At 62.9% G+C, this 13121-nt stretch carries 13 protein-coding genes and 1 pseudogene; all 14 read left to right on the plus strand.

The features are described from left to right. The coding region (locus tag ABD104_RS20295) for a LysR family substrate-binding domain-containing protein (protein ID WP_343928085.1) at window positions 1-754 on the plus strand (754 nt) is incomplete at its 5' end. Between the two features lie 325 nt (window positions 755-1079). Beyond that, window positions 1080-3098, plus strand: a complete 2019-nt coding sequence (locus ABD104_RS20300; protein WP_343928086.1) for a conjugal transfer protein TraG — start codon at window positions 1080-1082, stop codon at window positions 3096-3098. Continuing rightward, complete coding sequence (locus ABD104_RS20305) at window positions 3095-3559, plus strand: CopG family transcriptional regulator (protein WP_343928087.1); 465 nt, start codon at window positions 3095-3097, stop codon at window positions 3557-3559. Before ABD104_RS20300 ends, ABD104_RS20305 begins: the two co-directional genes overlap by 4 nt. Beyond that, window positions 3549-4523 carry a P-type conjugative transfer ATPase TrbB gene (gene trbB / locus ABD104_RS20310; protein WP_343928088.1) on the plus strand — a complete coding sequence of 325 codons (975 nt, stop codon included), beginning with the start codon at window positions 3549-3551 and terminating at the stop codon, window positions 4521-4523. Before ABD104_RS20305 ends, trbB begins: the two co-directional genes overlap by 11 nt. Next, complete coding sequence (locus ABD104_RS20315; protein ID WP_343928089.1) at window positions 4520-4882, plus strand: TrbC/VirB2 family type IV secretion system protein; 363 nt, start codon at window positions 4520-4522, stop codon at window positions 4880-4882. Before trbB ends, ABD104_RS20315 begins: the two co-directional genes overlap by 4 nt. Then, on the plus strand, window positions 4879-5151 hold the full coding sequence (locus tag ABD104_RS20320; RefSeq protein WP_343928090.1) for a VirB3 family type IV secretion system protein: 273 nt from the start codon (window positions 4879-4881) through the stop codon (window positions 5149-5151). Before ABD104_RS20315 ends, ABD104_RS20320 begins: the two co-directional genes overlap by 4 nt. A gap of 7 nt (window positions 5152-5158) precedes the next feature. Further along, window positions 5159-7611, plus strand: a pseudogene (gene trbE / locus ABD104_RS20325) (conjugal transfer protein TrbE). After that, window positions 7608-8327, plus strand: a complete 720-nt coding sequence (gene trbJ / locus ABD104_RS20330) for a P-type conjugative transfer protein TrbJ (RefSeq protein WP_343928091.1) — start codon at window positions 7608-7610, stop codon at window positions 8325-8327. The pseudogene trbE and the gene trbJ overlap by 4 nt, the downstream one beginning before the upstream one ends. Before the next feature lie 10 nt (window positions 8328-8337). Next, complete coding sequence (locus ABD104_RS20335; protein WP_343928092.1) at window positions 8338-8538, plus strand: hypothetical protein; 201 nt, start codon at window positions 8338-8340, stop codon at window positions 8536-8538. Next, window positions 8535-9809, plus strand: coding sequence for a P-type conjugative transfer protein TrbL (gene trbL, locus ABD104_RS20340; protein ID WP_343928093.1), 1275 nt, complete (start codon window positions 8535-8537; stop codon window positions 9807-9809). The genes ABD104_RS20335 and trbL overlap by 4 nt, the downstream gene beginning before the upstream one ends. A 9-nt stretch (window positions 9810-9818) precedes the next feature. Further along, window positions 9819-10514 carry a conjugal transfer protein TrbF gene (trbF, locus tag ABD104_RS20345; protein WP_343928094.1) on the plus strand — a complete coding sequence of 232 codons (696 nt, stop codon included), beginning with the start codon at window positions 9819-9821 and terminating at the stop codon, window positions 10512-10514. After that, entirely contained in the window at window positions 10511-11506 is a 996-nt protein-coding gene (trbG, locus tag ABD104_RS20350; protein WP_343928095.1) for a P-type conjugative transfer protein TrbG, read from the plus strand. The genes trbF and trbG overlap by 4 nt, the downstream gene beginning before the upstream one ends. Continuing rightward, window positions 11503-12753 carry a TraB/TrbI/VirB10 family type IV secretion system protein gene (locus ABD104_RS20355; protein WP_343928096.1) on the plus strand — a complete coding sequence of 417 codons (1251 nt, stop codon included), beginning with the start codon at window positions 11503-11505 and terminating at the stop codon, window positions 12751-12753. Before trbG ends, ABD104_RS20355 begins: the two co-directional genes overlap by 4 nt. A 4-nt stretch (window positions 12754-12757) precedes the next feature. Next, the gene (locus ABD104_RS20360; RefSeq protein WP_343928097.1) at window positions 12758-13000 is read left to right on the plus strand and encodes a DUF2274 domain-containing protein; all 243 of its coding nucleotides are present in this window, start codon (window positions 12758-12760) and stop codon (window positions 12998-13000) included. Window positions 13001-13121 lie beyond the last annotated feature (121 nt).

Genomic DNA, 13121 nt, shown 5'->3' on the forward strand with positions numbered 1-13121 from the left:
GCCGGGCATGTGCCCGCCGCCAAGAACTAATCGAATGGCCCAGATTTACTTTGCGCGCCGACGCGCGAAGTGGCTCACATTTCAATTGCGTTTGACATGCCACAAATTCCAGCACCGTCTGCGTGTCGGCCTATCAGGTATGACCGTTGGCCTAGCACATCCCAATCTCACCTCGCTCTTGGCCTATCATCGTCAAGCATCGTCAACAATTGATTTGGTCGTCACTGAATGTGACTATGGCGCCATGTTACGCGAGGTACGCGATGGCCTATTGGATGTCGGCATCACGCTTGGCGGCGTGCATGCTGATGACTTGGTAGTGCATCGTCTATGGGATGATCCGATCTTGACTGTGGTAGCGGCCAATCATCAATTGGCCGATCGCAAGAGCGTGACACTCGCCGAAATGCTGGCGCACCCATTGGTAATCTGCCAACCTCAAAATGATGCGGCAGTTAGCGAACATCTGCGCGAATTGATCCATCAGAGCGATCCCCCACCAAGGATCGGCCATTATGCTTCGAGCATCACGGGTATGTTGACGCTTGTAGCTGCCGGGTTTGGGGTCAGTTTTATCTCGCGTGCGCACGCCAATATGCTGAAATGGGAAAATGTTCGTTTCATACCTCTGATAGACGCGGCTGCTGTGTTTTCAACATGTGCAATCTGCCGCCCCGGTGGGATGAGCACGCCCTTGCGAAATCTGCTTAATAGGGCTAAGACATGTGGCGATGCCACAATTACCAAAGCATAGATGATGCTTGAATTAAAGTTTGCTCGCATCGTCTCAAGTGTTGCAATTTCAGTCTTTGACTAGTTGTACTTTATTGACGATTATCAATCGCTGATCGTTTCCGCCCTCGCGCCTGACTACCCTCGCGGTCCATCTCGGAAACATTTCTCGGCCTGGAGGCTGCTTCCCGCCGACGCCCCGACAAGAAAGTTTGTCGCGCGCGAATTGCGTGCCGGACAAACATTACCGATTCGCTGCGCTGGACCACGCCCGAGCGGGTTTTGAATCCATCGGCAGGAGACGAGACTGGCGACGTGTTGATGCGGCACGTACGTGGGAGGTCGGAATGGCAGACAAGGTGTCGGCGGTATCGCTGCATACGGGTGTGCTCTTCGGGCAGATCGTGGTGGTCTGCGCGATTACGTTGGCGTGCCTCTGGTTTGCTACCCAATGGACCGCTGCGACGCTGGGCTACTCGCCGCGCCTGGGTGCGCCGTGGCTGATCTGGGGCGTAACGCCCATCTACCCGCCTTGGCAGCTCTTTCTCTGGTGGTACATCTATGAGGCGTATGCGCCGGATGTGTTCATGCACGGTGGTGCCATCGCAGCCACGGGTGGCATCTTGTCCGCAGGCGCGGCCATCGGCATGTCGGTCCATCGGGCGCGGCAAGCGCGGCATGTCACGACCTACGGTTCGGCGCGCTGGGCGACCTACGACGAGATCGTCAAGGCGGGATTGACGCGCCCGGCTGGCGTATTCCTCGGCCGATTCAACTACAAAGGCGTGCAACATTATTTGCGTCACGAAGGGCCGGAGCACGTCATGGCCTTTGCCCCGACTCGCTCCGGCAAAGGAGTCGGCCTGGTTGTCCCTAGCCTCTTGACCTGGCCTGGTTCAGTCGTGGTCCATGACATCAAGGGCGAGAACTGGACACTGACGGCGGGCTGGCGAGCGCGGTTCTCGCATTGCCTGCTGTTCAACCCGACTGACACTCGCTCAGCCGCAAACAATCCCTTGCTGGAAGTGCGGCGCGGCACACATGAAGTGCGCGACGTGCAGAATATCGCGGACATCCTGGTGGACCCGGAAGGCGCGCTGGAACGCAAGAACCATTGGGAGAAGACTAGCCACGCGCTGCTGGTTGGGGCGATCCTGCATGTGCTCTACGCCGGATCAGACAAGACGTTGCGAGGCGTCGCAGCGGTGCTGTCCGATCCGGCCCGGACTTTTGAAGCAACGCTGCGCGCCATGATGGTCACGCGCCATCTGGACGATGGACCGCATCCAGTGGTGGCCTCCGCGGCGCGCGAGGTGTTGAATAAATCGGACAACGAGCGCTCCGGCGTGTTGTCCACCGCCATGTCATTCCTGGGACTGTACCGCGATCCAACCGTCGCGGCCGTCACGTCACGCTGCGACTGGCGTATCGCGGATCTGCTCGATGCGCGGCATCCCGTCTCGCTGTACCTGGTGGTGCCGCCATCGGATATCAGCCGCACCAAACCGCTGGTGCGCCTGCTCTTGAATCAGATTGGCCGGCGCTTGACCGAATCGCTCGACGGCTCCGACGGAATCGCGCGGCGTCACAAGCTTTTGCTGATGCTCGACGAGTTCCCAGCGCTGGGACGCCTGGACTTTTTCGAGTCCACGCTGGCGTTCATGGCGGGTTATGGCTTGCGCGCCTTCCTGATCGCGCAATCCCTGAATCAGATCGAGAAGGCGTACGGCCCGAACAACTCGATTTTGGATAACTGCCATGTGCGTGTCGCCTTCGCCTCGAACGACGAGCGCACGGCCAAACGGATCTCCGATGCGCTGGGCACGGCCACCGAACTGCGAGCCCAGCGCAACTACGCCGGGCATCGGCTCTCGCCCTGGCTGGGCCACCTGATGGTGTCCCGGCAGGAGACGGCACGGGCGCTACGTACCCCTGGCGAGATCATGCAACTGCCGTCGGATGAGGAAATCGTGATGGTGTCGGGCCAAGCGCCGATCCACGCCGCCAAGCTGCGCTACTACGAGGACGTGAATTTCACGAAACGGGTCATGGCCCCGCCGGTCCTGTCCAGCACGAAGTATCGGGACCGACCGGCTGCTCGCACAGATGACTGGACGGGGCTGGTGTTGCCTCAGCCGGTCGATGGCGTGGATGACGCCACGGTTGACTATGCCGAGGACGAAGGCGGGTTGCGGCGTGAGCCTGAGTTGGATGTCGAGGTTGACACGCCAGTACCGGATACCGGTACGGACCTGGACTTCCTGGACGACGACGATACGCCCGTCCTGCCTATCCGGCCGGACCGCCGCCTGCAGCGTGCCGCCCGGCTGGCCGCGCTCGATCCCGACGACGGGATACCGCTATGAGCCGCGCGCGCCTGAACCTGTTCATTCAGCCCGAACACGCCCGCCGCCTGGACGAGTTGGCGGTGCATCGAGGCGTATCCAAATCCTCCATCGTGGCGGCCGCCCTGGCGTCCTTCCTGTCGCCTGACGCGGAAGACCAGCGCGAGGCGGCCATGGCGCGTCGACTGGACCGGCTGTCGCGGCAATTCGACAAGCTTGACCGCGACCAGAACATCCTGATCGAAACGATGTCGCTCTACGTCCGGTATTTTCTGACGGTCTATCCTGCCGTGCCCGAGGCGCAGCAGGATGCGGCACGGGCGCAGGGCAAGCAGCGTTTCACGCAGTTCGTTGATCAATTGGCGCGCCACTTGCAGCGCGGCCATAGCCTCGTGCGCGAAGTGCATGAAGAATGGTTTCCGGCGCCACAGGACGGCACGGGTATGCAGGATGCCGAGGACGGAGGCCGCCATGCCTCATGACGCCGACGGCCTGGCCCGCCAGCGCAGTCTGGACATGCTGCGCACGGCCATGGGACCGGAAATCGCCGCCGCGCTCAGCGACCCGGATGTCGTGGAGATCATGCTGAACCCGGATGGGCGGCTGTGGCTGGATCGACACAGCCAGGGCCGCGCGCCGGTGGGCGTCACATTGTCTGCGGCGGACGCCGAGCGGATCATCCGGCTGGCCGCCGCCTCGGTGCGGCTCGAAGTCCATAGGGACCGGCCGCTGCTGTCGGCCAAGCTGCCCCTCAATGGCGAGCGCTTCGAGGGCGTGTTGCCGCCGCTGGTCTATGCGCCCACGTTCTGCATACGTAAGCAGGCCGTCAGCATCTACCGATTGGATGACTACGTGGCAAGCGGGATTCTCGATGTCAGGCACGCCGATTACCTGCGCACCGCGGTACGTGATCGCTTAAACATCGTGATCGCGGGTGGCACGGGCTCAGGCAAGACGACGTTTGCGAACGCGCTGCTCGATGAAATCGCCGACGACGGCGACCGGATCGTGATTCTGGAAGATACGGGCGAACTGCAATGCCGCAATGAAGATCGCGTGCAGCTTTGCACCTTGCCCGGCATTGCGAGCATGGCCGACCTGGTGCGCTCCACGCTGCGCCAGCGGCCCGACCGGATCATCGTCGGAGAAGTCCGCGGCGCCGAAGCGCTGGATCTGTTGAAAGCGTGGGGAACCGGTCATCCAGGCGGCGTTACCACGTTGCACGCCAATTCCGCCTATGGCGCCCTGGTACGCCTGGAACAACTCACACAGGAGGCGGTGAGCGTGCCGCCGCACGCCCTGATCGCCAGCACCGTCAACGTCATCGTTTTTCTCTCTGGCCGCGGGCAAGCCCGCCAGGTCAAGGAGATCGCGCGCGTGGTCGGGATTGATGGCGACCGATACCACCTTGAACCGATAGCCCTCACCGCAGGAGAAACCGCATGACTACCGCCAAGCTCGCCCTGTCGTCGTTGCCCTCGTCGCTGGACCAGGCCCGAACGTTCATCCGCCGTCATGGCTGGCTGTTGTTGCTCGCCGCCGTCTTGACCATGCAGGTTCATGCCGCCGGTTCCAGCATGCCGTGGGAGGCCCCGCTGGAATCCATCCTGGACTCGGTACAAGGGCCGGTCGCGCGCATCGTGGCTGTCATCATCATTGTCGTCACGGGGTTGACGCTCGCCTTTGGCGATACCAACTGGGGGTTTCGTCGGCTGATTCAGATCGTGTTCGGTCTGTCCATTGCGTTTGCCGCCTCGTCGTTCTTCCTGACGTTCTTCGAGTTCTCCGGCGGGGCGCTGGTATGAACGAGCGCGCCGGGCTTCCCGAGGGCTTCGAGGCGCCGCTGCATCGCGCCTTGACCGAACCGATCCTGCTGGGCGGCGCGCCGCGCACCGTGGCGATCGCCAACGGCACGCTGGCCGCCGCCATCGGCCTGGGGCTGCAACTTTGGCTGCCCGGTTTTGCCTGCTGGTTCGTGGGTCACATGCTCGCTGTCTGGGGCGCACGCCTGGATGTGCAGTTCATGCTGGTATTCCTGCGCCATGTAAAGCATCCCTCGGTACTGGACGTATAAGGCTGCCATGCTAAATCTCATCGAATATCGCAAACGTCCGGCACTGCTCGCCGATTGGCTGCCCTGGGCGGGCCTGGTGGCCGACGGGGTGGTGCTGAACAAGGATGGTGGCTTTCAGCGCACGATGAAATTTCGCGGGCCGGATCTGGATAGCGCAACCAGCACCGAGCTGGTGGCAGTCACGGCGCGGCTGAACAATGCGCTCAAGCGCTTCGGATCGGGCTGGGCGCTGTTCGTGGAGGCCGACCGGCGCGAGGCGGCGAACTATCCCAGCTCGTCTTTTCCGGAAGGCTTGTCGTGGCTGATCGACGAGGAACGGCGTGCTGCGTTCGAGGAATCCGGCTCGCATTTCGAGAGTGCCTATTACCTGACCATCGTATGGCTGCCGCCCGAGGAAACTCGGGCGCGTGCAGCCAAGCTGCTGTACGAGAACCAGCCCCGGCGCGGCGTGGATTGGAAGGAGCGCCTGGACAGCTTTCTGGCCGAGACGCAGCGCTTCTTCGGCTTGCTCGATGGCGTCATGCCCGAGATTACCTGGCTCGATAGCAGCGAGACCTTGACGTACTTGCACGGCGCGATTTCGACGCGCCGGCATCCGGTCGCGCTACCCGAGGTGCCGTTTCATATCGACAGTCTGTTGGCTGATGCGCCGCTAGTCGGTGGTCTCGCGCCCATGCTGGGCAATCAGCACCTGCGGGTGCTGTCAGTGCGGGGATTTCCGACCTCGACCTGGCCGGGCTTGTTGGATGAGCTGAACCGGCTTGGCTTCGCGTATCGCTGGACGACCCGCTATCTCTTTCTCGACAAGAGCGAAGCCGAGTCGGAACTGACGCGGCTGCGCCGGCAATGGTTCGCCAAAAGAAAAAGCATCGTGGCGATGCTACGCGAAACGCTTTCCCAGCAGGAAAGCCCACTGGTCGACACCGATGCGGACAACAAGGCGGCGGATGCCGATGCCGCCTTGCAGGAGCTGGGGGCCGACGATGTGGCGTATGGCTATCTGACCTCCACCGTCGTCGTGATGGATCTCGACCCGACGGTGGCCGATGACAAGCTGCGTTTGGTCGAACGCGCGATTCAAGGCAGGGGCTTCGTGACCTGATGGAAACACTCAACGCCGTCGAAGCCTGGTTGTCGTCGCTGCCGGGCCACGCTTACGCCAACGTGCGTCAGCATCTGGTGTCCACCGTGAATCTGGCGCACATGATGCCGGTATCGGCCGTCTGGGCCGGCCAGGAGCGCAACGTGCACCTGGATGGACCGCCGCTGATCGTTACGCGCACCGACGGTGCCACACCATTCCGGCTCGTACCGCACATCGGCGATGTGGGCCACACGCTGATCGTCGGTCCGACCGGCGCCGGCAAGTCGGTGCTGTTGGCGATGCTCGCCTTGCAGTTCCGCCGCTATGCCGGTTCGCGCGTCTTTGTGTTCGAGATGGGCCGCTCACTGCGTGCCTCGCTACTTGGGTTGGGCGGCGAGTATTACGACCTGGGCATGGATGCCGACATGGCGTTTCAGCCACTGGCCAACATCGATCAGTACGGCTACCGGAGCTGGGCGGCAGAGTGGGTCGAAGGCCGGATCATCCAGGAAGGCATCACGGTGGGTCCGGACGAAAAGGCCGCCATCTGGTCGGCGCTGGGCAGCCTTGCCAGCGCGCCAGTGGCACAGCGCACCTTGACGGGCCTGTCGGCGTTGCTGCAATCGAACCGGTTGCGCCAAGCCTTGGCCCCTTACGTGCTGGGTGGCGCGCATGGGCGGCTGCTCGACGCCGACCACGACCGGCTGGGCAGCGCGGACGTGCAAGGCTTCGAGATGGAAGAGCTGATGCACAGCAAGGCCGCCGCCCTCGCTGTCCTGCAATATCTCTTCGCCCGGCTCGAAGCGCGGTTCGACGGCACCCCGACCCTCTTGATTCTGGACGAGGCCTGGCTCTTTCTCGACGATCCGGTATTCGCCGCGCGCTTGCGCGAATGGCTCAAGACGCTGCGCAAGAAGAACGTCAGCGTCGTATTCGCCACGCAATCGCTGGCCGACATCCGGGACTCCAGCATCGCGCCGGCCATCATCGAAAGCTGCGCGAGCCGGATCTTCCTTGCCAACGCCCAAGCCATGGAGCCGCAAATCCGCTCGATCTACGAGGGTTTCGGGCTGAACGCCCGGCAGATCGAGATCGTCGCGCACGCCGTGCCAAAACGCGACTACTACTACCAATCCCGGCTGGGAAACCGTGTCTTCGACTTGGGTCTGGGCGAGGTGGCCCTGGCCTTTGCCGGGGCATCCACGCCGGCTGACCAGCGCGCGATCGATGCCATCACCGCGCAGGACGGGCATGAACATTTCGCGGCCGCGTGGCTGCGCCATCGTGGCCTCGATTGGGCCGCTGAATTGGCCGATGGGTTTGTCCCGCAGGCAGCGCCTGCACCGTTGTTCCATCCTGAGGAGATCTTGCCATGAAACGCCTGCTTGTCCCCGCGGTGCTATGTGCCGCTCTGGCCGCGCATCCCGCGCACGCCCTGACCGTGTTCGATCCGACGAATTTCTCCCAAAACATTCTGACGGCTGCGCGCACTTTGGAGATGATCAACAACCAGATCCGCCAGCTCCAGAACGAAGCGCAGATGCTCACGCACGACGCGATGAACCTGACGGGCCTGGATTTCAACGCGATCAGCCGGTTGCGTACGTCGCTGTCGTCGACCACCTCCCTGATGAACCAGGCGCGCGGTCTGACCTTCGACGTGTCACGGGCCGAGGCGGAGTTCGCCCGACTCTATCCCGCGCAGTACGACGCGACGATCAGTAATGATGCGATGGCGCAGGATGCCCGCGAGCGATGGAGCCAGTCGCTCGACGCCTTGCGCACCACCGCCAATGTCCAGTCCCAGGCTGTGCAGAACCTGGGTGACGACGAAGGCGTGTTGTCCGATCTGGTGCAGCAGAGCCAGTCGGCCGTTGGAGCCTTGCAGGCCACCCAAGCGACGAATCAACTCCTGGCCTTGCAAGCCAAGCAATCGATCCAGCACCAGCAATTGCAGATCGCGCAGGACCGCGCGATGGCGCTGGATCGCGCTCAAGAGGCGGCCGAGGACGCTCGCGCACAGGAAGTGCGCCGGCGGTTTTCCCGCGACCGTGCCAACTACACCCCGCAACCCGTGCAGTTCTATCAATGAGGAGGTCCCTATGATCTATCGCTGGATGATTGCAGCTTTATGTGGCGTGATGCTTGCCGGCTGCGGCAAGGAAGAGCCGCAGCCGCCAGCCGCCGCACCCGCCGCCGGCGATGCGGCCGTCACACAAGACGCTCAGAAGCGGCGAGAGCGCTTCCAAGGCGACGGCAAGGCGCAGTACACGCCCCGCGAGGCCCCGGACTCCCAACCATGAACGACCTGGCCGTCATCGACCACTTTACGGATGTCTATTCCCGCTACATCGATAGTGGGTTCGGACTCCTGGGCGGCGAAGTCGGCTTTCTCACGGCCACGCTGGTCGTCATTGACATGACGGTGGCCGGCCTGTTCTGGGCAATGGGCGGCGGCCACGATGACGTTCTCGGCAAGCTCATCAAGAAGACGCTGTACGTTGGCGCCTTCGCCTACATCATCGGCAATTTCAATGCGTTGGCCGGCATCATCTTCCGCTCGTTCGCGGGATTGGGCCTGGTGGCCTCCGGCTCGACCATTACGGTGGCGCAATTGCTACAGCCCGGCCGGCTGGCGCAGGTCGGCGTCGACACCGCAGCGCCACTGTTGGCGGAGGTCGGCAGGTTGTCTGGTTTTACGTCGATCTTTGCGAATTTCGAGATCGTCGTCGTGTTGCTGCTGGCCTGGGTGATCGTCGTCTTGAGCTTTTTCGTCGTGGCAATTCAGCTTTTCATCACGCTGATCGAATTCAAGCTGACCACGCTCGCAGGCTTCGTGCTGGTGCCGTTCTCCCTGTGGAACAAGACATCGTTTCTTGCCGAAAAGGTGCTGGGTAATGTCATTGCCGCCGGCATCAAGGTCTTGGTACTGGCCGTCATCGTCGGCATCAGCACGCTGGTTTTCAACGACTTCAGGACTGGCATCAGCCCGGAGCCGACGCTCGATGAAGCGGCGGCTGTCATCCTGGCCTCGCTTGCGATGCTGGGGCTGGCGATTTTTGGGCCAGGCATTGCGACTGGGCTGGTATCCGGCGCGCCGCAGCTTGGCGCGGGCGCCGCGGCTGGCACGGCCATGGGCGCGGCCGGTGTCGCCGCAGCGGGCGCAGCGCTGGCAGGTGCCGGGCTGCGTGGCGGCATGGGTGGTGCCCGCGCTGCTGCTTCGATGGCGAGCGGCGCCCGGCAGGCGTATGCCGCCGGCGCAGCAGGCAAGTCTGGTTTGGGCGCGGCGGCGGCGGGCTTGGGTGCCGTTGCCCGCGCTGGCGCTTCGGCTGCCCAGGAGCGGATGACCCCAGGTGGCAAAGCCTCGGGAGGTGGCAATGCTGCACCTCCTTCCCACCACAGCGATTCCGCGCGAGGCGCGGGTGAACCAGGCGGGCCGCCCGCCTGGGCCAAACGGGCACAAAGTCGGCAGCAGGCCACGCATGGCGTAACGCTGGCCGCCCACACGCTGCGCGCGGGCGATGGCGGCGGGGGCAGCAGCCCCAGCCCGCGGTTGCATGATGATTCGAACTAGGAGAGCGCGATGCGATTTCGGCGACCATCGGTGAAGTACTCCGCCACACCCGAACCCGTGACCCCGTACCAGAAAGCGGCACAGGTTTGGGATGATCGGCTGGGCAGCGCGCGTGTTCAGGCCAAGAACTGGCGGCTGATGGCTTTCGGGTGCTTGCTATTGGCGATGGGGTCGATGAGCGCCTATGTATGGCGCTCCACCCAATCCCTGGTGACGCCCTATGTCGTCGAGGTCGAGACATCCGGCCATGTCCGCGCCGTTGGCAAAGCTACCACGCCCTACACGCCCACCGATGCGCAGATCGCCTATGACCTGGCGCGGTTCGTCGGCAATGTTCGTTCGATTTCGCTTGATCCCATCATCGTCCGGCAGAACTGGCTGCAGGCCTACGCCTACACGACCACACGGGGTGCTGCGTTCCTCAACGAATACGCGCGGGCAAATGATCCTTTCACCAAGATCGGCAAGCAGACCGTGACCGTGGAAGTGGCGAGCGTCGTTCGGGCCAGCGATCGGTCGTTCCAGGTGCAGTGGAGCGAGCGCGCTTACGTCAACGGCTCGCTCGCCACGACCGAGCAATGGACGGCGATTCTCACCATCGTGCTACAGCCACCCAATACCGAAGAGAAGCTGAAAAAGAACCCACCCGGTATCTATGTCGATGGCATCAGTTGGAGCCGGCAACTTGGAGGCAATACACCATGAAAGCCTTTTCCCCTTGGTTGATTCTCGCGGCGTCGGCGGCGCTCGCCGGCTGCGCCGCGCGGGGCACGCCACCGCCCACGATTTCGCTGGACGAACCCGTGGCCGTATCCGCACCCGTGGCAATTCCCGAGCCGGCCAAGCCGGTCGAGATCGTGCCGGTGCCAACGCCTTTGCCTTTGCCGGGGCAGCTCAAGCCGATAGAAGAGCCGTCTTCCAAGCCGCAGCCGGTCAATCCGGCCTCGTCGATCGCGCAAGCCAACCAAGAAGCACGGATGGCGCCGACTCGCGGCGGCTTCATCAACGCCATTCAAGTGTGGCCATATTCAGATGGCGCGCTCTATCAGGTCTATGCCAGTCCGGGCCGCGTGACGCTGATCTTGCTGCAACCAGGTGAAAAGTTGATCGATATTTCGGCGGGCGACACGGTGCGCTGGATCGTGGGCGACTCAACCAGCGGAAGCGACGCCAAGTTGCGCGCCAACCTGCAGGTCAAACCCATTCGCCCGGGCCTGAAAACCAACCTGGTCGTGACGACCGATCGACGTATCTACCTGCTGGAGTTGACGTCCACCGAATCGGCCTGGATGGCTTCCGTGTCTTGGGACTACCCGCAGGATCGCATGGAGGAATTGAAGAAGCAGGCCGAGCAGGCGCGAGCGACAACGCCTTTGGCCGCTGGGCTGTCGCTTGATCAACTACGGTTCCGATATAACATCACGGGCGATTCGCCCCCGTGGCGGCCGCTGCGAGCTTTTGATGACGGGCAGAAGGTGTATATCCAGTTTCCAGCCGCCATCGCCCAGGGCGAATTGCCGCCCTTGTTCCTGATTGGGCCGGACGGCGGACTGCAACTGGTCAACCCCAGATATGCGGAGCCGTACTACATCGTCGATCGATTGTTTGGAGCGGTCGAACTGCGCCTGGGCGGTGACGATGCCAAGATCGTGCGTATCGAGCGCAACGACGTACAAGCAAAGCGGAGCGGGTCATGACGACCGACCACTCCGATGACGCCGAAGAGTCGCCGCCCAAGGTCGCGCCGGAATCGGTTGCGTTGCGCGCGACACCTCAACCAGTGACGAGGCTGAATCGCCGCACGCTGACCATTGTCGTGGGCGGGGTATCAGCCATGGTGTTGGGCGCGACCATGTGGTCGCTACAACCGCAGAAGCGTCGCGCCGGCGCCTCCGAAGAACTTTACAACGTGGACAAAATTTCTCCGGCAGAGGGCCTGAACGCCTTGCCGCGCGATTACAGCCAGGTGCCGTCACCCGCACCGACGCCGGCGCCGCCCCTGGGGCCGCCGCTGCCGGGCGACCTGGGCCGGCCCATGCTGCGCGCCCAACAGGAAGCGGATCTGCACCCGCATAGTGGACCAGACCCCGCCGAGGCCGAGCGGCTGGCGCGGTTGAAAGAGGCTCAGGACGCGGCCCGCGCGCCGATTTTCTACAAGGGTAGTAACCGCGGTAGCGCACCGGCGGGCGCACCGCCATCGATGGCTACGCCTGGTGCGGCGGCACTGGCTGGTCTTGGCGGCGATGCCGCTCCGGTTGATCCCATGCAGACCCAGAACATGCAGGACACTAAAACCGCCTTCGCAGGACAGGGGACGCGAGCTACGCAGAGCACGCACCGCCTGGAAGCACCGCGCGCGCCCGACACCTTAATGGCGGGCACAGTCATCGCAGCCGCTCTGGTCACTGGTATCAAATCGGATTTGCCAGGCGACATCATTGCCAACGTGACCGAGCCGGTCTACGACAGCGCGACGCATCAGCATATCCTGATCCCGCAAGGCTCGCAGCTCATTGGCCGCTACAACAGCCAGGTTGCCTACGGGCAAAGTCGAGCGCAGGCGGTATGGGAGCGGATTATCCTGCCGGATACATCATCAGTGACGCTCGACAACCTGGCCGCGATCGATCCGCCGGGTTATGCCGGCTTGGAAGATGACGTGGACTGGCATTGGGATCGAGTGCTGGCCGGCGCAGCGCTGACCACACTGTTGGGCGTAGGGGCCGAGCTGGCCGCGCCCGAAAATCGCGTCGATGGCGATCGCGTCATCATCGCGGGCCGCGGCAGCGCCCAGGACAGCGTGAACCAGGTGGGACAGGAGATGACCCGCCGGAACATGAATATTCAGCCGACTCTCACGATACGTCCCGGTATGCCGGTGCGGGTGATCGTGAATCGGGACATTACGCTGCGGCCGTATCGGCCGCTTTTCCTCAATAGGTGACGCGATGGCGAACAAATTACGATTAGGGCCAGTGCCCAAGCAGCAGGTGGTCAAGCTCACGATTAGCTTGCCAGTGACATTGAAAAATGAACTCGAACGCTATGCCTTGCTCCACGAACAAGCCTATGGAGAGCATGTAGATGCGGTCATATTGGTCCCGCATATGCTGGAGGCGTTTATGGCACGGGATCGAGGCTTTAGGAAGGGGGCCGCGCCTCAGCGTCCGCCGAACGAGAAAACGACTTGAGGCCGTAATCCGGCTGCATCTCGCCTCGCCGGGGGCAATATTAAGCTGGCTAGCTGAACGACCTTTGCATTTCGTGTCATGGAATGGTGCTGTGTGCGCCTAATCAGCGACAATGACGTTG

Source organism: Pigmentiphaga daeguensis (assembly GCF_039523035.1).
In the GTDB taxonomy this organism is placed as follows: domain Bacteria; phylum Pseudomonadota; class Gammaproteobacteria; order Burkholderiales; family Burkholderiaceae_B; genus Pigmentiphaga; species Pigmentiphaga daeguensis.